The sequence below is a fragment of the Yoonia sp. SS1-5 genome (assembly GCF_038443705.2).
GTDB classification, from domain to species: Bacteria; Pseudomonadota; Alphaproteobacteria; order Rhodobacterales; family Rhodobacteraceae; genus Yoonia; species Yoonia rhodophyticola.
Map to the genome: position 1 here is coordinate 934195 of NZ_CP151767.2, position 21923 is coordinate 956117.

The 21923-nt window shown below is 59.3% G+C and carries 20 protein-coding genes; 5 read left to right on the top strand and 15 right to left on the bottom strand.

Features of this window, described 5'->3' with window-relative positions:
- Window positions 1-2: 2 nt before the first annotated feature.
- Window positions 3-1073 (top strand): 3-carboxy-cis,cis-muconate cycloisomerase, encoded by a 1071-nt coding sequence (locus tag AABB31_RS06200; RefSeq protein WP_373635531.1) that lies wholly within the window; start codon window positions 3-5, stop codon window positions 1071-1073.
- Between the two features lie 191 nt (window positions 1074-1264).
- Here the strand turns inward: AABB31_RS06200 and AABB31_RS06205 are convergent, their stop codons facing one another.
- The 10 genes from AABB31_RS06205 to AABB31_RS06250 all read right to left on the bottom strand — a co-directional run bounded on the left by AABB31_RS06205 (window position 1265) and on the right by AABB31_RS06250 (window position 8457).
- Window positions 1265-1801, bottom strand: coding sequence for a DsbE family thiol:disulfide interchange protein (locus tag AABB31_RS06205; protein WP_342075334.1), 537 nt, complete (start codon window positions 1799-1801; stop codon window positions 1265-1267).
- The gene (gene ccmD, locus AABB31_RS06210) at window positions 1794-1937 is read right to left on the bottom strand and encodes a heme exporter protein CcmD (protein WP_342075333.1); all 144 of its coding nucleotides are present in this window, start codon (window positions 1935-1937) and stop codon (window positions 1794-1796) included. Before ccmD ends, AABB31_RS06205 begins: the two co-directional genes overlap by 8 nt.
- Complete coding sequence (locus AABB31_RS06215; protein WP_342075332.1) at window positions 1930-2658, bottom strand: heme ABC transporter permease; 729 nt, start codon at window positions 2656-2658, stop codon at window positions 1930-1932. The genes ccmD and AABB31_RS06215 overlap by 8 nt, the downstream gene beginning before the upstream one ends.
- Window positions 2659-2699: 41 nt before the next feature.
- A complete protein-coding gene (ccmB, locus tag AABB31_RS06220) occupies window positions 2700-3356 on the bottom strand; it encodes a heme exporter protein CcmB (RefSeq protein ID WP_342075331.1) in 657 nt (218 codons plus the stop codon).
- A complete protein-coding gene (gene ccmA / locus AABB31_RS06225) occupies window positions 3353-3970 on the bottom strand; it encodes a heme ABC exporter ATP-binding protein CcmA (RefSeq protein WP_342075330.1) in 618 nt (205 codons plus the stop codon). Before ccmA ends, ccmB begins: the two co-directional genes overlap by 4 nt.
- A 1-nt stretch (window position 3971) precedes the next feature.
- Window positions 3972-4325 carry an Mth938-like domain-containing protein gene (locus AABB31_RS06230; RefSeq protein WP_373635532.1) on the bottom strand — a complete coding sequence of 118 codons (354 nt, stop codon included), beginning with the start codon at window positions 4323-4325 and terminating at the stop codon, window positions 3972-3974.
- 9 nt (window positions 4326-4334) lie between these two features.
- Window positions 4335-5303: a protein translocase subunit SecF gene (gene secF / locus AABB31_RS06235; RefSeq protein WP_342075329.1), complete on the bottom strand. Its 969-nt coding sequence runs from the start codon at window positions 5301-5303 to the stop codon at window positions 4335-4337.
- A gap of 1 nt (window position 5304) precedes the next feature.
- Window positions 5305-6978 (bottom strand): protein translocase subunit SecD, encoded by a 1674-nt coding sequence (gene secD / locus AABB31_RS06240; RefSeq protein ID WP_342075328.1) that lies wholly within the window; start codon window positions 6976-6978, stop codon window positions 5305-5307.
- 4 nt (window positions 6979-6982) lie between these two features.
- Window positions 6983-7264, bottom strand: a complete 282-nt coding sequence (gene yajC, locus AABB31_RS06245) for a preprotein translocase subunit YajC (RefSeq protein ID WP_342075327.1) — start codon at window positions 7262-7264, stop codon at window positions 6983-6985.
- 224 nt (window positions 7265-7488) lie between these two features.
- Window positions 7489-8457, bottom strand: a complete 969-nt coding sequence (locus tag AABB31_RS06250) for a hypothetical protein (RefSeq protein ID WP_373635533.1) — start codon at window positions 8455-8457, stop codon at window positions 7489-7491.
- A gap of 194 nt (window positions 8458-8651) precedes the next feature.
- Between AABB31_RS06250 and serS the strand changes: the two genes are divergently transcribed.
- A complete protein-coding gene (gene serS, locus AABB31_RS06255; protein WP_342075324.1) occupies window positions 8652-9944 on the top strand; it encodes a serine--tRNA ligase in 1293 nt (430 codons plus the stop codon).
- Here serS and AABB31_RS06260 read toward each other — a convergent pair.
- On the bottom strand, window positions 9919-11106 hold the full coding sequence (locus tag AABB31_RS06260) for a DUF2235 domain-containing protein (RefSeq protein WP_342075323.1): 1188 nt from the start codon (window positions 11104-11106) through the stop codon (window positions 9919-9921). The two genes, serS and AABB31_RS06260, sit on opposite strands and share 26 nt — an antisense overlap.
- 122 nt (window positions 11107-11228) lie before the next feature.
- Here AABB31_RS06260 and AABB31_RS06265 point away from each other — a divergent pair, with 122 nt between their 5' ends.
- Window positions 11229-11948, top strand: coding sequence for a hypothetical protein (locus tag AABB31_RS06265; RefSeq protein ID WP_373635534.1), 720 nt, complete (start codon window positions 11229-11231; stop codon window positions 11946-11948).
- Here AABB31_RS06265 and der read toward each other — a convergent pair.
- From der to AABB31_RS06280, 3 genes are read right to left on the bottom strand one after another with little or no spacing between them, the layout of a single operon-like run.
- The gene (gene der / locus AABB31_RS06270; protein WP_373635535.1) at window positions 11923-13380 is read right to left on the bottom strand and encodes a ribosome biogenesis GTPase Der; all 1458 of its coding nucleotides are present in this window, start codon (window positions 13378-13380) and stop codon (window positions 11923-11925) included. The genes AABB31_RS06265 and der overlap by 26 nt on opposite strands.
- Window positions 13381-13428: 48 nt before the next feature.
- Window positions 13429-14724 carry a PQQ-binding-like beta-propeller repeat protein gene (locus AABB31_RS06275; protein WP_373635536.1) on the bottom strand — a complete coding sequence of 432 codons (1296 nt, stop codon included), beginning with the start codon at window positions 14722-14724 and terminating at the stop codon, window positions 13429-13431.
- Window positions 14725-14743: 19 nt separating this feature from the next.
- Window positions 14744-15412, bottom strand: a complete 669-nt coding sequence (locus AABB31_RS06280; RefSeq protein ID WP_373635537.1) for a tetratricopeptide repeat protein — start codon at window positions 15410-15412, stop codon at window positions 14744-14746.
- 266 nt (window positions 15413-15678) lie between these two features.
- Between AABB31_RS06280 and AABB31_RS06285 the strand changes: the two genes are divergently transcribed.
- On the top strand, window positions 15679-16923 hold the full coding sequence (locus AABB31_RS06285; protein ID WP_373635538.1) for an efflux RND transporter periplasmic adaptor subunit: 1245 nt from the start codon (window positions 15679-15681) through the stop codon (window positions 16921-16923).
- Entirely contained in the window at window positions 16920-20660 is a 3741-nt protein-coding gene (locus AABB31_RS06290) for an efflux RND transporter permease subunit (protein ID WP_373635539.1), read from the top strand. The genes AABB31_RS06285 and AABB31_RS06290 overlap by 4 nt, the downstream gene beginning before the upstream one ends.
- On the opposite strand, the gene AABB31_RS06295 is transcribed toward AABB31_RS06290, so the two are convergent.
- Entirely contained in the window at window positions 20661-21857 is a 1197-nt protein-coding gene (locus AABB31_RS06295) for a multidrug effflux MFS transporter (RefSeq protein WP_342078883.1), read from the bottom strand.
- Window positions 21858-21923 lie beyond the last annotated feature (66 nt).

Genomic DNA, 21923 nt, shown 5'->3' on the forward strand with positions numbered 1-21923 from the left:
CGATGACCCCTGATCCGTTTTCACACCCTATCATGGGTGGGCTTTATGGTGATCGCGAGATTGGCGCCTTTTTGGGTGTCGATACGACCTTGCAAAATATGCTTGCTGTCGAGGCGGCCTATGCGCACGCCTTGGGACAAGCGGGCAAAGTCCCGATCAAAGTCGCGCAGCGCGCTGCCGAAGAGATTGCGACCTGCCAGCTTAACCTCGCTGATCTGCGTCAGGGCATGGCCGTCGACGGTGTCTGCGTCCCTGCGATGGTCAGGCAGTTAAAAACCAAACTGCCGGACGACCTGCATGTTGCCTTGCATAGTGGTTTGACTTCTCAGGATGTGATTGACACCGCGTTGATCCTGTCACTGGTGCCGATCTTGGCCATATTTGAGACACGGCTGAAGGTGTTGGAAGCCGCGCTCAGCTCTTTAATTGATCAATTCGGGGCGCAGCCCCTGCAAGGTCGCACAAGAAAGCAGGCGGCTTTGCCGATCACTGTCGCGGATCGCATTGCAGCTTGGACGAGACCGCTTGCTCGCCACTTAAAGCGGCTTGATCAAATGAAAACGGATTTATTGGCGCTCCAGCTTGGCGGGCCTGTTGGAACCCGAGAACAGTTGAATCCCGAGATCGCAAGGCATCTTGCCCATGGTCTTGGCCTCTTTGACCCAGGTTCGGCATGGCACACAGACCGCAGCGCACTTACGGATTTTGCCGATTGGCTGTCGCTGGTCACGGGCGGGATTGGTAAAATCGGTGAAGACATATGCTTGATGGCGCAGCAGGGCTTCGACGAGATCTCTGTTGCAGGCGGGGGTACGTCCTCGGCCATGGCGCACAAGGCAAACCCGATCCTTGCAGAAACGCTGGTGACACTGGCGCGCTACAATGCGACGCAACTGCCCGGCATGCATCACGCTTTGGTGCATGAACAGGAACGCTCCGGCAGCGCATGGGCGCTGGAATGGATGGTTTTGCCATCAATGATAGTGGCCACGGGAACGGCCCTGAACACGGCGATCAGTTTGTGCGGGAACATTAAACAGATGGGGAAATGGGATGGCAAAAGCCTCAGCTAGGGTTCAGCCAACCAAGACGAATGTTGGAAATATCTATATGCTCGAAATCTAGAGTTACTAGTCAGAATGACCGGTTCGGTGAAATGTGCCGCTTTGCTCAATAAGCCCCGCTGCACAAGCGAAAGCATTCTGCGCTAGCAATAGCCGCAGCTGCACAAGTCCGGTTTGTCCCGCATAGCGGGCATCTGTACTCACTCCGACGCGTTCGCCAACTCAGGCAGAAACCGCTGCTCATAGTCCGACCCAACCAGCGGCCCGGCAAACCGGTAGAGCACCGTGCCGTCCCCATCCACGATGAAGGTTTCGGGCGGTGCCGTCACCCCCCAGTCGATCGCCACCCTGCCGCGCAGATCGAACCCGGTTGCAAAGAACGGGTTGTCATAGTCCACCAGATAAGACCCGGCCTGATCCTGCTGATCGCGGAAATTGATGCCTGCGACGCGGTAGCCTTGGGCCTCTAAATCCAACAGGTTCGGGTGTTCCGCCCGGCATGGCGGGCACCAGCTGGCCCAGAAATTCACGATAGTCACATCGCCTGATCGCAGGTCATCATCCGTCAGTTGCGCGGTCCCCTGAACCGCCTCAACCGGGACCGCAGGGGCCGGCTGCCCGAGATAGGTTGATTGCCGCTCATCCGGATTCTCGCGCAATATGCCCGCAACAGCCAGTCCGGCAAATGCAGCAAAGAGCACGGGCGGCAGGATCATCAGAGGGGACAATCTAGCCATTTTTCTCGACCTTCCTCAGGGCCGCGCGAATGCGGACATAGCGCCGCCAGCTCAGCCCGACAATGCCCGCAAGCAGCGCGATGCTGACAGCATAGGCCGATAGCACTTCGGTCGCGTATTGACCCAGATCAGGCACGGTTTGCCCTCGCTTGCAGGGCGCGGATGCGACGCGCGCGAATTTCAGTCCGGGTGCGCATCAGCACCAGCGCAACGAATAACAAAACGAACCCGGCGATACACGCCAATAGCGGGAACCAGAACACATCGGCCACGTTTTCCTCCTTATCCAGCGACAGGGACGCGCCTTGATGCAGGCCCTGGTTCCAGAAATTCACCGCATAGCGCGACAGGATCGCAAATACCGATCCCACCATGCACAGCACACTTGTCAGGTCAGCCGCGGTGTCGGGATCCTCGATTGCTTCCCACAAGGCGATATAGCCCAGATAGAACAGAAACAGGATCAGAAATGATGTCAGCCGTGGGTCCCAGGCCCAATATGTCCCCCACATGGGCTGCCCCCAGATCGCACCGGTGAAGAGCGCGATCAATGTCATCGTCAGCCCCACTGGCGCCGCCGCCCGCGCCGCCAGGGCCGAGACATGATGCCGCCTTATCACCCAGATCAGCGACGCCACAAGCATCATGACCCAGGCATTGATCGCCATCATGGCCGCTGGCACATGCAGATAGATAATCTTGACCGTCGACCCCTGCCGGAAATCATCCGGTGTAAAGAAAAAGCCCCAGACCAGCCCCACAAGCAGGCAGGCCGCCGACAAGGCACAGCACCAGCGCAGCACCGGCGCGGTCCAGCCCATGAACTTTTTCGGATTGGCAAATTCCCACAACGACATCCGGCTTATCTACCCTACTCTTCCCATGCATCAATCCCCGATCACCGCAGATTGATGCGCAAAACTGCCGCAGTCGCAAAAGGCAGCAGCGCAAAGCATCCTGCCGTGATCCCGCCCAACAACAGCAGCGCGCCGGTCGGGTCCAGCCCATCCGCGCCCCGCCGCACCGCCTCGGCCCCAAAGATCAGCGTGGGCACATAAAGCGGCAGGACCAGAAGCGACAGCAAAAGCCCGCCCCGCCGCAGCCCCACCGTCAGCGCCGCCCCGAACGTGCCGATCATCGACAAGGCTGGCGTGCCGATCAGCAGCGACAGCAGCAAAAAAGGATACGCATCCGGCGCAAGCGACAGCAAAAACCCCAGCGCAGGTGCCGCGATTGTCAGTGGCAGGCCGGTCGTCATCCAATGCGCCAAGGCCTTGATCAGTCCCACCGCCTCTAGCGGCAGCGGTGAGGTCGCCAGCAGCGGCAGCGACCCATCCTCGAAATCCAATGCAAAGATCCGGTCCAGCGACAAAAGTGCGGCCAGCAAGGAGGCCACCCACAACATCCCCGGCGCAATCCGCTGCAGCAACGCGGTTTCCGGCCCGACCCCAAAAGGCACAAGGACCACAACGATCAAAAAGAACGCAAGCCCCAGCCCAAAGCCGCCCCCTGCCCGGATCGCCAGACGCAAATCGCGCCGCAGCAGCGCAATCACAAGAATGCCTCGTCTGCGCCATCTGCGGCATCCAAAGGGGCTTTGAAGGGGCTCAGATCAAGTTCTGGCGCGCTAAGTCCCAGATCAATATGCGTCGCGACAACGGCGCAACCGCCTGCCCCAAGATGGTGATCCTGTAGCCAGTCAGCAAACAGCTTTACCGAAAACCGGTCTAGTGAGACGGTCGGTTCATCCAGAAACAGGACCTTGCGACCGATGACCCCCAGACGGGCCAGACCAAGGCGGCGCTTTTGCCCGGCTGACAATGTGCCGCCAAGCCGGTCCTGCAAGTCGACCAAATCAAACTTGGACAGGCTTGCCGCAACAAGATCACGGGTGCCGTGTATGTCGGCCCAGAACGTCAGGTTTTCGGTCACCGTCAACGCAGCCTTGATCCCATCGGCGTGGCTGGCATAGGCGCCTGTATCCTCGGGATACGCGATCTGCCCGCTGGCTGCCGGCTGCAACCCGGCTAGGGCGCGCAGCAGCGTTGTTTTCCCGATGCCGTTCGGCCCCCGCAAGATCAGCGCCTGTCCCGCTGCCACTTCAAAGCTGACATCTGACAGGACCGGCACGCCACCGCGGGCGCAGGACAGGCCCGAAACACGCAGCATCCTAGACCGGGATCAGCGCAACCGCCACGCGCCGCCCTTCTGACAACAACACATTGTAGGTCCGACAGGCGGCTGGTGAGGCCATCGGCTCAACCCCGATATGCGCATCATCAAAGGCCTTGCGAAAATCAGCTGGCAGATGCGCAATCTCGGCACCGGTCCCGACAAAAATGACATCCACCTGATCTGCCATATCCAGCAATGTGGCGATGTCATCGTACCCCCCCCAGGGTTTCACCCCGGACGGAAACAGCGCAATCGGGCCGTCCACGCGTTCGCCGGCGATGCGAAAGAAGCCGGGGCCATAGCCCTCGATCGGGACACTGTCATTATAGTCGATTTCATTCAGACGCATGGGCAGCCCCTATGTGTCGATATGGCCGTACCGGGTGCCGGCGCTGGGGTCTTTCTTGGACCAGTCGCGCTTGACCCCGAGAACCAGCAAAAGGGCCGAGGCCACAAAGATGGAGGAATAGGTCCCGATCACCACGCCCCAGATCATCGCAAACACAAAGCCACGGATCACGTCGCCACCCAACACAAACAGCGAAATAAGCGCCAGCAACGTGGTGACAGATGTCATCAATGTCCGGCTGAGGGTTTCGTTGATGGACAGGTTCAGCACCTCTTTGAGGTCCTTTTTCTTGTATTTGCGCAGGTTCTCACGAACCCGGTCAAAGACAATCACGGTGTCATTGATTGAATAGCCGACAATCGTCAGCAATGCGGCAATAATTGCCAGATCAAACTTGATCTGCAGTTCCGAGAAAATACCGATGGTCAGGATCACGTCATGGGTCAGGGCCAGCACCGCACCCACCGCAAACTGCCATTCAAACCGCAGCCAGATATAAGCCAGGATCGCCAACACAGCCAGCGCAACAGCCAGGGCGGCGGTTTGGATCAACTCGCCCGATACTTTGGGCCCAACCGATTCCACAGATGGGAAAGTCATCGCCGGATCAACGCCTTGCAGCGCGCTTTGAATAGCGGAAATCGTCTCGGAGGCGATGCGCTCATCCCCCTCCTGAGCCTGAACACGCACCATCGCGACATTCTGGTTTTCGTCAAAATTCGGATCGAAAACCTCGGTAATAGATACATCGCCCAGATCCAGCGGCTCAAGCGCGCCGCGGTAGGCTGCAACGTCAACAGGCTGCGCCGACTGGGTCCGGATGCTTGTGCCGCCCTGAAAGTCGATGCCAAAATTCAGCCCCTGAATCATGAAAGACCCAAACGCCACAACCATCAGCACCATCGAGATACCAAGCCACAGCTTGGCCCGGCTAAAGAAGTCAATCTTGGTATTCTCGCGAACCAGCTTCAGACGCATATCAAACCTCGATTGTCTTTGGACGGGTGCGCCCAAACCAGATCGCAATGATCGACCGGGTCACGAAAATAGCGGTAAACACCGATGTTATGATCCCGAAACCCAATGTGACGGCAAAACCGCTGACCGGGCCGGACCCCATGGTGAACAGAATAACCGCCGTGATGAATGTGGTGATGTTGGCATCCACGATGGATGACAACGCCTTTTCATACCCCAGCTCGATTGCGCGCGCCGGTCCCTTGGCCGTCTTCAGCTCTTCCCGGATTCGTTCGAACACGATCACATTGGCATCAACCGCCATCCCGATAGTCAGCACGATACCGGCAATACCCGGCAGTGTCAGCGTGGCGCCGACAATACTGAGCAGGCCAAAAATCAGGCCGACATTGATGATCAGCGCAATATTGGCAAAGACGCCAAAAAGCCCGTAGCTGAGGATCATGTAGATCAGAATAGCCAATCCGGCGACGATACAGGCGATCTTGCCCGCATCAATACTGTCCTGCCCCAGTTCGGGGCCAATGGTGCGTTCTTCCAGAAATGTCAGCTCGGCCGGGAGGGCACCTGCACGCAGAAGCACCGCCAGATTGGTGGCCTCTTCAACGCTGAAATTGCCGGTGATAATGCCCGATCCACCGGGGATATGGCTTTGGATCGTGGGGGCCGAGATCACCTCGTCATCCAGCACAATCGCAAATGGCGAGCCGATATTTTCCAGCGTGAAATCACCAAATTTCCGGGCCGCAGATGTGTTGAACCGGAACGCAACGGCGGGTCGGCCATTCTGGTCGAAATCAAGCTGCGCATTTTCCAGATCCTCGCCGGTCACAACCGGACGACTTTCAAGAATGTAATATGTTCCCGGGTTATCAATGGATGGCACGATCGTGTTGCCGCTACCGGGCGATTGGTTTGCATCGCCGGTCACGTTGACAACCGGATTGAAGGTCAGCTGTGCGGTTGTGCCAAGAAGTTCGATAATCTCTTGGGCCGATCCGACACCCGGCACCTGCACCAGAACCCGTTCGCCACCCTGCCGCTGGATCGTCGGCTCGCGGGTGCCGACCTCATCAATACGGCGGCGAATGATTTCCAGCGTCTGCGCCATCGTGCGCTCGTTCATTGCCAGCAGTTCCGCTTCGCTCAGCGTGATCGTCAGGATGGTCCCACTGACCGAAACCTCGATATTGTTAGACAATGTGCCGGTGAACGAGGGCACAGGCTGGCTGAGCCCCCGGATCAGTTCAAACGCGCGGTTAACGCCGCCCGGTTCGGAAATGCGCACGCGCAATTCGTCGGGCGGGCTGTCCTCGCGGGTGACAAGGCCGACCGTGTCACGCTCTGCCACCAGAACATCCCGGACCTCGGGCCAGAACCCTTCCATGAATGATGCATGGACATCGGACAGCTTCACCTCGACAAGCAGATGCGCACCGCCCCGCAGATCAAGTCCCAGATTGACCAGACCCGACGGCAGAAACGCAGGCCAACCAGCCGCCATCTGCTCGACCTCCGGCGCTGTGGCGCCATTGTCGATCAGGGCCTGCGGATTGGTCAGCGCGTCATTGTGCCCTTCTACCCGGCCATAGAACCCGTTGGGCATGGCAAATGTCAGGCCGACAATGACGGTCAGCCAGATCATCACTTGCTTGGCGAAAGAGATTTGAAGCATCAGATCAGGTTTTCGCAGGTTCGGTCTTGTTCATCACGGTTGTGATCGTCGATTTGATCACCCGCACCTTGACGCCATCGGCGATTTCGACCTCGACCTCGTTACTGTCATCCTTGACCTTCACGACCTTGGCGACCAGCCCACCCTGCGTGATCACCTGATCGCCGCGCCGCAGGGCGGCAAGCATGGTCTGGTGTTCCTTCAGTTTTTTCTGCTGCGGCCGGATCAACAAGAAGTACATGATCGCAAAGATCACCAAAAGAAGTATCAGATCAGCTGGTCTCATATCCCGTCCCTTATTGGTCTTAGCCGGCGTTAAAGTCGCGGCAACTTATGTCCGCCACCTGCGAATGGCAACAAGCCTTTCACGCCATATGGGGGCAGCTTTTGGGGAAAGCAATCGGTGGGCGCTGAATTTGCAGAAACCGTGATGCGGACACCAACAACAGCCCAAAGACGAAAAGAGCTCGCAGTATAGCGAGCCCTCAGTTTTTGTTTAATGATATGCGCTTAGAAATATGATCCTGAACCCATCAGACTGTCGTCAGTCGTGTCTTGCTCAAACTGGTTATCAAGCCGCAGGCGGTCGCCCATTTCAAAGGATATGGCTGCCTGGATGCGATCAACCTTTTCGAATTCGTCGCCAAAATCAATTTGGCCATAGTTGACGTCTATCCATGCGCCATCGACAAATTCGTACCCGCCGCCAATCGTGTAAAACGATACATCAAATTCTTCGTCACCAACAACCGTTTCGTACAGCGCCGAGATACGGAACATATCTGCAACCTTGTAGCTGCCGCGCACCGCAAAAAAACCGGACTCAGCCTCTGTGTTGCTTTGATAATATGCGCGCGCATCGATCAGGTCGTTGTCGTAGTCAGTGCTCAGCATATAACCCGTGCCATCAAACTCGGAGTCCTTCCAAATCACGGCCCCAAGCTCCACTTCGGGCGTGACCGATACCTGGCCGTTCAGAATGGTACTAATGTTGTCTTCTTCGAAGTCGAGCTGTGCGACGCGCACGCCAATCCCGAATTGGTCAGTCGTGTACTGGCCAAAGAATTCTGCGCCATTGGTGTCCTCATCGCCGAATGACGCCCCAGTCAGACCAAGACCGGCCATGATCTCTGGCGTTGCCACAAAACCAGCCCAAACGTCGTAGACAGTGAGGCTGCTTTCATCGCTGACATCTACCGCAAAGTTTGTTAAATTCGCGCCCAGAACAAACTGGTCAATGCTATATTCAAACTCACCTTGGAAAACACTTGTCTTGATATCGTCAGCGCCTGAATCGTCGCTGAAATTGTTGAGGTCATAGCTGAAGCGGGCATAGTTGAGGCCATCGGCCATCGCGGTACCCGCGGTCAGCGCCAAAATCGCTGTCGTTGTTATTGTTCTAATCATTAACTTTCCCTTCGTAATGATTACAATTGCATGTGATTTTCTGCAGCGCGTTGCAATCTTTGTGTAATGCAAAACAGTGCGTGTTGCATTATGGCGCCAACCGCAGATTGCATAAGACCCAAGTGTTCAATTCGCCAACCAGCTGTCGGGCAACGCGTTTTGGGGCCACGCTGTACCAGCGCAAGTCTGACTGTTGTTTTCCGGTTCACTCCGCCACCGCAATCGGGCATATCACCGGCACCAAAGCACCAAAAAGGACCGGACCCATGCATGATATCCGCACCATCCGTGACAATCCCGCTGCCTTTGATGCAGCCCTGTCGCGCCGTGGGATTGCGCCAATGTCCGCGGATATCCTTGCGATGGACGAAGCCCGACGCGCCAAGATCCAGGCCGCAGAAACCGCGCAGGCCGAGGCAAACAAGGCCGCCAAAGAGGTGGGTGCCGCAAAGGGACGCGGCGATGAGGCCGAATTTGAACGGCTCCGCGCGCTGGTCGCTGAAAAGAAATCCCAGATTGCCGCGCTGAATGACGACGCCAAGGCGGATGATGCCGCCCTCAGGGATCTGTTGATGGGCATCCCCAACCTGCCGCATGATGATGTCCCCGACGGCGCGGACGAAGAGGATAACGTCGAAATCCACCGTTTCGGCAACGTTCCGAATTTCGCATTTGACCCGTTAGAGCATTATGACATCCCCGGCATTCGGCCCGGTATGGATTTCGAAACGGCGGCCAAGCTGTCGGGCAGTCGTTTTGTGCTGATGTCGGGTGCTGTCGCGCGCCTGCACCGGGCGCTGGCCCAGTTCATGCTGGACACCCATGTCGAAGAACATGGGCTGGTCGAGACGATCACACCCGTCCTTGTCCGCGAAGAAATGATGTATGGCACCGGTCAATTGCCGAAATTTGGCGAAGACAGTTATCAGACCACCAACGGGTGGTGGTTGATCCCTACCGCAGAGGTTACATTGACCAATATCGTTAATGGCCTGACCGTCGACGAAAGCTACCTGCCCCGCCGATACGTGGCCCATACCCAATGTTTCCGGTCCGAGGCCGGATCAGCAGGGCGCGACACATCAGGCATGCTGCGCCAGCACCAGTTTGAAAAGGTCGAAATGGTCAGTGTGACAACCCCCGATGCAAGTGCGGCCGAGCATCGGCGGATGACAAAATGCGCCGAGGCCATCCTCGAAAAGCTGGAATTGCCCTATCGCACGGTCGTCCTTTGCACGGGCGATCTGGGTGCGGGCATGCGAAAGACACATGATATCGAAGTGTGGCTACCCGGACAAAACACCTATCGCGAGATTGCGTCGGTTTCGGTCGCGGGTGACTATCAGGCGCGTCGGATGAATGCCCGCTACAAGCCCGCCGAGGGTGGCAAACCGCAATTTTTGCATACGCTAAACGGTTCGGGTCTTGCGGTGGGGCGGACCCTGATCGCGGTGGTCGAAAACGGCCAGCAAGAAGACGGGTCAGTTGATCTGCCCGCCATCCTGCATCCCTATTTGCGTGGCAAAACGCGGATCACGCCTGACGGACAACTGGCGTAGTGTCATCATTGGCGGCGGCTGGCATCTCATCTGCCAGCAATGCCGCCAGCACCAGTTTGACCGTGTCGGGTTGATAAACCCCCGCCAGCCTGCGCGCGCGTTCACGAACCGACCAATGCACCGAACCCGGATCGTCCGGACCCTTGCGCCATTTGCGCAGATGCGGCGCAACCGCATAGACAAGGCCTGGATCGGTCAGTTCCTTGGTTTCAAACAAGGCGTCACCATCATGGTCCGGCAGCTTGGGCGTTTCCTTGATCGCCAGCCCGACATCCCGGGCCCCATCGGCAATGAATGACAGCGGGTAAGACACAAGACCGCGGCTGTCACTGCTGCCGCCCACGATGCTGTGGCTGCCAATGAACCAGACCTGCTGGTAAGGGCGGGTCTCGCTGATGTCGCCCTTGTTCAGCCCATCTGGCCCGGTCAGGTTGTTCCATAGGGAGGGCTCGTAAAAGACCCGCTGCTCATCAAGGGCAACCGCGTGCCGGGCTGATTTGACAAGGCTGGACAGTTCGGTGTCATGAAACTTGTAGCGCCAGTTCCATAGCCGCGCCAAGGGGCCAACCAGCCCTTCGGGTATTCCCAGCGCGCCGACAGTATCCCAGACCCCCAGATAGGCGATATTCACGATATGCCCGCCCTCATTGCCATCGGCGATGCGGCGGGTCAGATCCTTTTCTGACGTGGCAACATTGGGCGACAGACGTTGCCGGATGGGCCAGACGATATCCCCGTCAGGATGATTTTTCTTGCCGGCCTTCTTGTAGACCTGCCATGCGCGGGCAAGCTTGACGACGCCGATATCTTCCTTGGGGATAATCCCGCATTTCCGGATCATGCCCGCAAGCGAACGGGCGGTGTAGGCACCGCGGGAAAATCCGAAAATGTAGATCTTGTCGCCTTCCTCGTACACGCGGCACAGCTCGGCATAGGCCTGTTTCACATTCCGGGCCAATCCCCAGCCAAATGCGCCCCCGGCCAATTTGTTGACCCAGGTTTTGATGGTCGACCCCAACTTGCCCACGCCGACGCCGGGCATATAGATCACGACTTGCTTGTCATCATCTGCACAACTCTGGGACACGCGAAATACACTGGTCGGTTCCGGCATTGTGGGCGAATTCCACGTGCCGTCGCAAAATATTGCTATGTTTTTCATCTCAAATGCTCCCTTGAATGCAGGAATGTTGACGCAACGGCATCAAAGCAGCAAGTCTGCATTTCCTGACCCGGTCAAGAATTGATCTGGAACCGATGGCAGGTCAGCTTAGTTTGCTGTTCATGAAACACACCTTCGCATATGTGACCCTCGCCCTGACGATCAGCTTTGTCGTCTCTCCCGCACTCACGGATCCGTTCAGCGGTTTCCGGGCCGATCAACTGCCGATTCCGCAAATTGACCCACCTGTTCAGCCTGCAGGATATGCTTTTGCAATCTGGGGGCTAATCTACGCCTGGCTGCTGGTCTCTGCCCTGTTCGGGGTGTGGAAGCGGGCCGATGACGCAGGGTGGACAGCCGCCCGCCTGCCTTTGATCGCAAGCCTGGCAATTGGGACCCCATGGCTGGCCGTTGCCAATACAAGCGCCATCTGGGCGACGGTTATGATCTTTGCGATGGCCGTCACAGCGATTGCGGCGCTGATGCGCAGCCCGGCCTATGACAGGTGGTGGTTGCGCACGCCCGTCGCCATCTACGCCGGATGGTTGACGGCGGCGTCCTTTGTGTCGTTGGGCAGTACTGCGGCTGGATACGGGCTTGTGACGGACGCGCTGGGATGGGCCTATCTGGGTATCGCGCTGGCCGCAGGCAGCGCAGGATATGTCCTTTGGCGCACGGGGTCGGTCGCTTACGGCGCAACGGTGATCTGGGCGCTTATCGCCGTCATCGTGGCAAATGGCGCCGAGCTGATCGGCGTCAGCAGCGCCGCCACCGCAGGGATCGTCGTGATCAGCGCGTTGATTGCGCGCAACGGCATTACCGCTCAGCCGGTCCCTTCTTAAGGTGTTTGGACAGGCGCGAGGGCTGCGATGACTTCTTGTCCTTATAGGGGTTCTTGTCACCCTGATCGCGCAAATACAGGCGGATCGGCGTTCCGGGCATATCAAAATCGACACGTAAGCCATTGATAAGGTATCGCTTATAGCTTTCTGGCATCATGTCGGGATGCGAGGTCATGACAACAAATGCCGGTGGCCGGGTCTTGACCTGCGTCATGTAACGCATCTTGATCCGTTTGCCGCCGGGTGCGGGCGGCGGGTGCTGTTCCAGCATTCCGGTCAGCCACCTGTTCAGGTTGGCGGTGCTGATCCGGCGGTTCCAGACATCATGCGCGCGCATAATCGCCTGCTGCAAACGGTCCAGCCCCTTGCCCGTCTTTGCCGATACGGTCACCAGCGGGGCGCCACGAAGCTGAGGCAACAGCCGCTCGAAGCTTTCGCGCAATTCACGCAATTTGACCTGTTTGTCGTCCTCGATATCCCATTTGTTCACCGCAACAACAACCGCACGGCCCTCACGCTCTGCCAGATCGGCGATGCGCAAATCCTGTTGCTCGAACGGAATTTCGACGTCCAGCAAGACAACAACCACCTCGGCAAACTTGACGGCCCGCAAGCCGTCGGAGACAGACAGTTTTTCCAGCTTTTCCTGTACCTTGGCCTTCTTGCGCATGCCGGCGGTGTCGAAGATGCGCATCGGCACGCCGTCCCAATCCTGCTGCACAGAAATCGCGTCACGGGTGATACCCGCCTCCGGCCCGGTCAAAAGGCGCTCTTCACCGATGATCTTGTTGATCAGGGTCGACTTGCCCGCATTGGGGCGGCCAACAACGGCAATCTGCAAAGGCTTGGCGCGTGTGGGAATACGGGCGGCGTCCTCATCATCTTCACCGACATCCACGTCAATTTCGGGGGCATCTGCAGCGGCGCGTTCCGCACCTTTTTCGGCGATGGGGCGCAGGACATCCAAAAGCTCGCCCATACCCTCGCCATGCTCGGCCGACATGCGAATGGGTTCACCCAACCCCAGCGCATATGCCTCGAGTATCGAGGCATCGGCGGCTTTGCCTTCGCCCTTGTTGGCCGCAAGGATCACATTGGCGTTCTTCTTGCGCAGAATATCGGCAAAGACCTCATCCGCAGGCAGCACCCCTGCCCGCGCATCAATCATGAACAGGCAGACATCGGCCATCTCGACGGCGCGCTCGGTCAGGCGGCGCATGCGGCCCTGAAGGCTGTCATCCGTCGCCTCTTCCAGCCCGGCGCTGTCAATCACCGTAAAGCGCAAATCAGCCAGACGGCCTTCGCCTTCGCGCAAGTCGCGGGTCACGCCCGGTTGATCATCCACAAGCGCAAGCTTGCGGCCGACCAGTCGATTGAACAAAGTCGATTTGCCCACATTGGGACGGCCCACAATGGCGAGGGTGAAGGTCATATCAGCGCTCCTGACGGGTTCAGACCGTGCGCCTACACCAAATATTCGTCAACGAAAAGCGTGCAATTGACCGGTTTTGCTGACCACGTAGAGCGTCTGCCCCGCAACAACCGGATGTGACGCGGCACCGCCTTCGATGGCGATATCCCCCAGCGCACCGCCGGATCGCGGATCAAACTGCCGGATCACCCCGTCCGACGAGGCGACAATCAGCCGTCCGCCCGCAAGGATCGGGCCGTAATGGGCAACGATGCGGTTTTGCCGGCGGGTATTTTCCCCCCGGAAGGTCGGCAAGGACGTGCGCCAGATCGGCTGGCCGGTGCTTGCGTCCAGACGTACCAGCTGGTTCAGATCATTGACAAGAAACAGACTGCCCCCCGCCGGCCAGACAGGGCTGATCGCGCCCTCGCCCGCAGTCCAAAGCCTGTCACCGTTAAATGTGTCGAACGCGGCAACACGACCGCCAAAATTCGCGACATAGACGCGGTTGCCTTCGATCACCGGATCACCGCCAATATCAGTGATCACCGAGGCCGCCCGGCCCAACCGTTCGCCTGATATCACGCTGGACCAACGACGCAGGCCACCTTCTGGGAAGGTGGCGATGATTTCGCCCGATGGAAAGGGCAGGATCGCGATACTGTCATTGACTGCGGGCGCTGCACCGCTGGAAAAATTGGCTGTCGATGGGGTGCCGGATACCTGCCATTGAACCCGGCCATTTGTCGGCTCAAGCGCCCAGGCGGTGCTGTCGCGGGCAATCACATAGACCAGCCCGCCGCGCACGGTCGGGGGCGCCAGCGCCGGCGCGTCGAGGTCCTGCACCCAGCGCGTTTCACCGCTTGCGGCGTCCAGCGCCGTGACCGCGCCAAACGCGGATGTCACATAAAGCTGCCCGCCGCTGACGGCCAGCCCGCCACCGGATGCATCCGACAGGTTATCGCTTCCCGGCGCGACATTGCGTTGCCAGAGCAACTGACCGGCGGTCGAGGTTGCAGATACTGTCGCCCGCGCATCCAGCGTGTAGATCACCCCACCGGCAACAACCGGATCGGCAGTGATCCGCGCCCTGCGGCTGTCGCCTTCGCCGATGGCGGTCACAAAGACAGGCTGCAGGTTGCTGCCAAGTGCAGGATGCGGGATCAGATGATCCGCATCACCGTTCCGGTGTGTCCAGTCCGCGTTTGCACGGGGGGAGGTCAGGCTGACGGCCCGCACCTGATTGACCTCCTGCGCCTGTGCGCGCAGGTCGAAACGCTCGCCCGGCAGGATCAGATCCTCCTCGGTACATCCAGCCAGGACGGTCAGGGCCACACCGGCAGAGATCAGAAATTTCGCGCTCACTGAGGTGTCCAATCCTGCTTTATTCGGTCTCGGTCTGCGTCTCGGGCTCGGGCAACGGCTCACCCAGGGCGACCATCAGGCTCTGCACGCGTTCACGCAGGCCGCGGGTCACACTTGCATCCTCTTCGATCTGGCGAAGCGTGGTCAACGCAGCATCCGTCTCGCCACGCTCCAGCGCCAGATAGGCCAACTGTTCCAGCGCCAATAGGCGAAACGGCTGACCGGGCTGCGACAGCGCATCCAGCGATGCCTCGCGCGCGGCCGTGTCGGCGATGGGCAGCATGGCGGCCTTGATTGCGGCAAGGTCTTTGTAAATCGGTGGAATATCCGCATTCGTCACGACGCCGCTTAACGTGGCATGCGCGGCCTCGATCTCGCCCGTTTCCTGCTGGGTGGCAGCGGTCAAAAGGGCGGTAACGGCCGCAGCCGCGCCTTCTGTCTGGACCTCGGCAATGCGGGCGGCGCGGGCTGCGGGCTCATTCTCGTTGAGCGCCTCAAGCAGGGCGTCGCCGGTTGCCTCTGCAGCACTGCCGGCCTGAGCATTGCGATATTCGTTGAAGGCCGCGCCCCCCACCAACAGCAGAACGCAAGCCACGGCAATCCAGCCATAGCGACGCAGATAGCCATACAGTTTCTCACGGCGGACTTCCTCCGTGACTTCGTCGATAAAACTGTCTGAATTGCTCACCTTGGCCCTCGCTGATCTCAGAATGCAGCATTCTGTCCGGGGGTACATATCGTGAAGGCTGGCCAATGGACAAGGGCCGTCTGCATCCGGTCCGGTCACGATCCGACGAGCCGTTTAAAACTGACCTTGCGGCAGACGGCGGAACTGGCTAAACTGAACTGAGCGGTTCAGTACGAATATTTGATCTGGCCGGTCTGTTATGACGTAACAATGACGACACCAACCATATAGCAGCGCAAAGTTGTGACGCGTTCAAGGGGCTTAAAATGCGTATCATGTCGGTAATCAGCGCCATTGCGGTGCTGGCTGTCCTCTACTTCGTGGTTTTCGAACGCGATCAGCTTTTCCAATTTGCGCAAGGTGCCGAAGCAGCCGAAGCCGACATCGCAGCGGACGAAGCGGTGGCTGCCGAGACGGCAGAGACCGACGCGCAGGAAGGCGCGGTTGGCGTTGTGGCCATCCGGTCGGTTGCCCAGACCATTGACAGCGCCGTCATCCTGCGGGGCCGCACCGAAGCTGCCCGGCAAGTGACTGTCGCGTCCGAAACATCGGGTCTTGTCACCTCCGAACCCCTGCGTAAGGGCGCGTTTGTGAACGCTGGCGACCAGCTCTGCCAGCTTGATCCCGGAACGCGTCAGGCCTCGCTGGCCGAGGCGCGGGCACGTTTGGCCGAAGCCCGCGGCCGGGTGCCCGAGGCGCAAGCCGCCGTTGCAGAAGCATCCGCGCGAGTGCGCGAGGCCGAGATCAATCTGAACGCCGCATCGCAATTGTCCCAGGATGGTTTTGCGTCTGAAACACGCCTGGTCAGCGCCCAGGCCGCGATGGATGCGGCCAAAGCCGGGGTGCAGCGCGCAAATTCCGGCGTGGCCTCTGCCGAGGCGGGGATCGAATCCGCGCAGGCGGCCGTCGCCTCTGCCGAACGCGAGATCGAGCGTCTGACAATCACCGCCCCCTTCTCGGGACTGCTGGAAACAGATACGGCTGAATTGGGCGCGTTGATGCAGCCCGGCACGCCATGTGCGACGATTATTCAACTCAACCCGATCAAACTGGTTGGCTTCGCCCCCGAGGCCGATGTCAGCAAGATCACCGTCGGGGCCATCGCCGGCGCGCGCCTGACCAATCAGGCACAAGTGCAGGGCGAGGTCACGTTCCTGTCGCGCAGCGCCGATGAGACGACCCGCACATTCCGCGTCGAGGTCACCGTGGACAATGCTGATCTGGCTATCAGCGACGGGCAGACGGCCGAAATTCTTGTGGCGTCGGAAGGTCGCAGCGCCCATCTGCTCGCCCAATCGACGCTGACACTGGATGATGACGGGGTGCTTGGGGTTCGGGCAATTGATGATAACGGGGTGGCGACCTTCATGCCGGTGACCCTGCTGCGCGACACTGCCGAAGGCGTCTGGGTCACCGACCTGCCCGAGGAGGTGGATATCATTACTGTGGGACAAGAATTTGTGGTGGACGGGGTCCGGGTGACCCCCACGTTCCAAGAGGCTAAAGGATGACTGGATTAGTTGACTGGGCCGCCTCTCGGGCCCGCATGGTGCTTGCCTTTATTGCCCTCTCGCTTCTGGCGGGGGGAATGGCATATGTCGGACTGCCCAAAGAGGGAGAGCCCGACATTGAAATCCCGGCGATCTTTGTGTCGGTCCCCTTCCCCGGCATTTCGGCCGAGGACAGCGAAACCCTGCTTGTCAAACCGATGGAGACAGAGCTTTCCGACCTTGATGGGCTCAAAACAATGTCCTCTACCGCCGCCGAAGGCTATGCCGGTGTCGCGCTGGAATTCGAATTTGGCTGGGACAAGACCAAGATCCTCGCCGATATCCGGTCGGCCATGAACACCGCAGAGGGGCAGTTCCCCGCCGGGGCCGATAAATACTCGATCAACGAAATCAACTTTTCCGAATTCCCGATCATCATCGTGAACCTGACCGGTCAGGTCCCCGAACGGACCCTGATCCGCGTCGCCAAGGACCTGCAGGACCGTATCGAAGGCCTTGATGCAGTGCTTGAGGCGGGTCTGGCCGGGACACGCGACGAGATGCTTGAGGTCGTGATTGATCCGCTGCGGCTGGAATCCTACAACGTCACCGCGGGCGAACTGATTGGCGTTGTGACCAACAACAACCTGCTGATTGCGGCTGGCGAGGTTGAGACCGCCCAAGGGACCTTTGCGGTCAAGATACCGTCTTCCTTTGATGAGCCGCAAGATGTCTACAACCTGCCGGTCAAGACAAATGGCGACCGGGTCATCACACTGGGTGACCTGGCAACAATCCGGCTGACATTCGAAGACCGGGCCGGAACCGCCCGGTTCAACGGGGTCAACACGGTTGCCCTGCAGGTGGTCAAGCGCAAGGGGTTCAACCTGATTGATACAAGCGCCTTGGTCGCACAGGTGGTTGAAGAAGAGCGCGCCGAATGGTCCCCCGAATTGCAGGCCGCAATCGAGGTGGGCACATCCAACGACCAGTCCCGCAACGTGGCATCCATGGTCAGCCAGTTGGAAGGGTCCGTTCTAACAGCCATCGCGCTGGTGATGATTGTTGTTCTTGCAGCGCTTGGCACACGACCCGCCCTGCTGGTGGGCTTTGCGATTCCAACCTCGTTTCTGTTGTGTTTCGCCCTTCTGGCGGTGATGGAAATCACCATCTCGAACATCGTGATGTTCGGCCTGATCCTGGCGGTGGGGATGCTGGTGGATGGGGCCATCGTGGTTGTTGAATACGCTGACAAGCGCATTCGCGAAGGTGTTGGCCCGATGCACGCCTATGTGGAAGCTGCCAAGCGGATGTTCTGGCCGATCATTTCTTCCACCGCGACGACCCTCTGCGCCTTTCTGCCCATGCTGTTTTGGCCCGGCGTGCCGGGACAGTTCATGGGCATGCTGCCCGTCACGCTGATTTTCGTGCTCTGCGCATCACTTGTTGTGGCCCTGATCTACCTGCCCGTGATGGGCGGTGTCACCGGACGGATGAGCCGCACATTCAGCAATATGTCCGATGGGCTGCGCGCTAGACTTCCCTGGGTCATCCGGGCCGCGTTGGTCCCGCTTGGCGTGCTGATCGTTTTCACCGGCGCCATGTTGACATTGAACCCCGGCTATCTGAGCGGCGAGGCTGTGCAGACCCAGGGGTTTGGTGATTCCTTCGGCGGCATCCTGCTGTTTATGGGGGGTGCGATGTTCCTGTCGGTCGCGATGGGTGCGGCACGCATCGAACGCAAGGCCAAGCGGATCAAAGCGGGTTACCGGCGCTCGCCCTTTGGGCATCTGATGTATTTCATCACCGGCAATCCCATCATGCCGCTTGTATCAGTGGGTGCGGTCATATTCACCGTGATTTCGATCTTTGGATATTACGGCGCCAACAACAATGGCGTTGAATTCTTCGTGGAGTCCGAGCCCGAGCAGGCCATCGTCTATGTGCAGGCCCGCGGCAATCTCAGCCTGACGGAGAAAGACCGCCTGCTCGAGCAGGCCGAACAGATCACGTTTGCGCAGCGCGGGATTGAAAGCGTCTTTGCCTTTGCAGGCGATGGCGGGCTGAATTCCAATACCGGCGGCGCAGAAGGCCCCGCCGACGCCATCGGTCAGATCCAGCTGGAACTGATCCCGTGGGACGAACGGCCCCGGGTGTCCGAACGGACAACATTGCTGGGCTTTATCCCCTGGACCAGCACGCAGGTTGACCCCGCCTATGATGGCGACCTGATCATCGCAGAGCTGGAAGAAGCGCTTGGCGCCCTGCCCGGCATCCGGCTGGAAATTCTGAACCTGTCGCGTGGCCCGGCCTCGGCCAAGCCTGTGCATCTGCGCCTGAAAAGCGACAATTGGGAAGACCTGATTGCGGCCACCACAGCGGCGCGCGCGCAGTTTGATGCCACACCGGGGCTGATCACAATCGAAGACAGCCTGCCCCTGCCCGGCATTGACTGGCAGATTGACGTGGATGTCGAAAAGGCCGGGCGCTACGGCGCGGATGTGGCCTCTGTCGGTGCCATGGTTCAGATGGTCACGCGGGGTATCCTGCTTGATACGATGCGGGTCGATAGCTCGGACGAGGAAATCGAAATCCGGGTGCGTCTGCCGGAACAGGACCGGGTCCTGTCCACATTGGACAGTCTGCGCGTGCGGACAAATCAGGGGCTGATCCCGCTGTCGAACTTCATCACCCGCACGCCCGTCGACAAACTGGCCGAGATCAGCCGGGTCGACCAAAAGCGGTATTTCGATGTAAAGGCCGGGGTCGAAACCGGGCTGATCAATCTGATGGATGACGACACCCCCGTCGCCGTGGCAAAAGTGGTTGATGAGGCCGCCACCGGCATGGACCGCTACGATATTGTGGCGGTCAATGGTGACGCGACACGCGCCAGCGTATCCGCCCTGATTGAGGATGGAGCGGTCACGGAAACCCCGATCAACGCAAATGAACGGATTGCGCTGCTGACCGAATGGCTGGACAGCAAGCCGTTCGCCAATGGTATTGAATGGGAATGGACTGGTGATCAGCAGGATCAGGCCGAATCCGGTGCCTTTTTGCAGGTTGCATTTGCCGGCGCGCTTGGGCTGATGTTCATCATTCTGCTGGCGCAGTTCAACAGTATCTACAACTCTGTATTGGTGCTGATGGCGGTTGTCATGTCCACGGCCGGGTCGCTGGTCGGGATGCTGGTGATGGATCAGCCATTCTCGATCATCATGACGGGCACCGGGATCGTGGCGCTGGCCGGGATCGTGGTGAATAACAACATCATCCTGATTGATACCTATCAGGAATACAGCCGCTACATGCCCCGGACCGAGGCTATCACCCGCACCGCGGAAGATCGGATCAGGCCGGTTCTGCTGACCACAATCACCACGATGGCCGGGCTGGCGCCGATGATGTTCGGGCTAAGCCTTGATTTCCTCAATGGTGGCTATTCGGTGGATAGCCCTACCGCCTTGTGGTGGAAACAGCTGGCGACGGCTGTGGTCTTTGGGCTGGGTATCGCGACGGTTCTGACGCTGGTCTTCACACCGTCGATGCTGGCTGTCCGGGTCTGGGTTGTGACCTACGCCCAATGGCTGGCGCAATTGCTTGCCAAGCTGTCGATGGGACGCAGCAGCCGGGCCGCCCGGGATTGGGCGCTTGCCCGTCGGGCGCGCCGGATCAAGATGCCCGACCTTATCTGGACCGATGATGCGGCCGAGCCGCCCCTGAAACTGACGCAGCCCCTGCAAGCGGCAGAATAATCACCCCTGCACCGCGCCCGTCTGGGCGTGGTGCAGCACCTTCAGGGTGCGCAAGGCAACCGCCAGCGCCAGCAGGGCGCATAGTGCAATCGCCCCGATCATCGGCACCGCCGTTCCGTCAAAGAACAGCCCCGTGATCACAACCATCACGCCCCCTGTCACCATCTGCAGCGTCCCCCCAAGCGACGAGGCGAGGCCTGCAATATCCCCATGCGGGTCAAGCGCCATCACCATTGTTGTCGGGATGATCAACCCAAGACAGGCATTGGCCAGAAACAGGCCCGCCACCACCACCGGCAGACTGGCAAACCCTGCAAGTCCGACCACCCATAATCCACCCGAAAAACAGGCAAACCCGATGACGGCCCAGCGGATAACCGGCAGAATACCGCATCTTTCGCTCAGCGGACCTGCGGCCTGCGACGCTGCGAAAAAGCCAATCGCGTTGATCGCAAATGCCAGGCTGAACCCAGTCGGGTCGAGGCCGAATTCCCCTGTATAGACAAATGACGCACTGGCGATAAACACCATGAAACTGGCAAACCCAAACCCGCCAATGAATGTCAGCCCCATGAAAACCGGATCACGGACAAGCACCTTGGTCCCCTGCCAAAGCTTGGCAATATTCGCCGGTATGCGGTTGGCCGGATCCAGCGTTTCGGGCAGCGTAAAGGTGGTCAGCGCAAAGCTGAGCAATGCCGCGACGGCCAGCGCCCAAAAGATCAGCCGCCAATCGCCGATGGCAATCAGACCGCTGCCCGCGAGCGGCGCCAGCATGGGCGAGATTGAAATCACCAGCATGACCAGCGCCATCAGCTTGGTCGCAGCGGCCCCTGTATGCATATCGCGAATGATCGCCCGCGGCACGACCATCAATACAGCCCCACCCAGCCCCTGCAGTGCCCGGAATGCAATCAGCCAACCGATTGTCGGGGCAAGGGCACAGCCAACCGTGGCAACCCCGAAGATCGTCAGCCCGACATAAAGCGGCCGTTTGCGCCCCGCCTGATCCGCCCAGGGCCCATAAACCAGCTGCGCCAGCCCGAAGGCCACGAAATAGGCGGTCAGGGTCAGTTGAACCTGTGCGACCTCAGCCCCGAGCCCCGTTGCAATCGCGGGCATGGCAGGCAGGTACATATCAATGGCAAACGGGCCAACAGCAGATAGCAGGCCCAGGATCAGGGCCGCGCGAAACATCGACATAGGGAACACCATAAATTTGGATCTGGGTACAGCCTAGGCTGAATCGCCGCGAATGATAAG

What these genes read in the sequence shown, in the direction of transcription:
- AABB31_RS06200 (WP_373635531.1), top strand. Translation starts at nt 3, where the DNA reads ATGACCCCTGATCCGTTTTCACACCCTATCATGGGTGGGCTTTATGGT.
- AABB31_RS06205 (WP_342075334.1), bottom strand. Translation starts at nt 1,801, where the DNA reads ATGGCTAGATTGTCCCCTCTGATGATCCTGCCGCCCGTGCTCTTTGCT.
- AABB31_RS06215 (WP_342075332.1), bottom strand. Translation starts at nt 2,658, where the DNA reads ATGTCGTTGTGGGAATTTGCCAATCCGAAAAAGTTCATGGGCTGGACC.
- ccmA (WP_342075330.1), bottom strand. Translation starts at nt 3,970, where the DNA reads ATGCTGCGTGTTTCGGGCCTGTCCTGCGCCCGCGGTGGCGTGCCGGTC.
- AABB31_RS06230 (WP_373635532.1), bottom strand. Translation starts at nt 4,325, where the DNA reads ATGCGTCTGAATGAAATCGACTATAATGACAGTGTCCCGATCGAGGGC.
- secF (WP_342075329.1), bottom strand. Translation starts at nt 5,303, where the DNA reads ATGCGTCTGAAGCTGGTTCGCGAGAATACCAAGATTGACTTCTTTAGC.
- secD (WP_342075328.1), bottom strand. Translation starts at nt 6,978, where the DNA reads ATGCTTCAAATCTCTTTCGCCAAGCAAGTGATGATCTGGCTGACCGTC.
- yajC (WP_342075327.1), bottom strand. Translation starts at nt 7,264, where the DNA reads ATGAGACCAGCTGATCTGATACTTCTTTTGGTGATCTTTGCGATCATG.
- serS (WP_342075324.1), top strand. Translation starts at nt 8,652, where the DNA reads ATGCATGATATCCGCACCATCCGTGACAATCCCGCTGCCTTTGATGCA.
- AABB31_RS06260 (WP_342075323.1), bottom strand. Translation starts at nt 11,106, where the DNA reads ATGAAAAACATAGCAATATTTTGCGACGGCACGTGGAATTCGCCCACA.
- AABB31_RS06265 (WP_373635534.1), top strand. Translation starts at nt 11,229, where the DNA reads ATGAAACACACCTTCGCATATGTGACCCTCGCCCTGACGATCAGCTTT.
- der (WP_373635535.1), bottom strand. Translation starts at nt 13,380, where the DNA reads ATGACCTTCACCCTCGCCATTGTGGGCCGTCCCAATGTGGGCAAATCG.
- AABB31_RS06285 (WP_373635538.1), top strand. Translation starts at nt 15,679, where the DNA reads ATGCGTATCATGTCGGTAATCAGCGCCATTGCGGTGCTGGCTGTCCTC.
- AABB31_RS06290 (WP_373635539.1), top strand. Translation starts at nt 16,920, where the DNA reads ATGACTGGATTAGTTGACTGGGCCGCCTCTCGGGCCCGCATGGTGCTT.
- AABB31_RS06295 (WP_342078883.1), bottom strand. Translation starts at nt 21,857, where the DNA reads ATGTTTCGCGCGGCCCTGATCCTGGGCCTGCTATCTGCTGTTGGCCCG.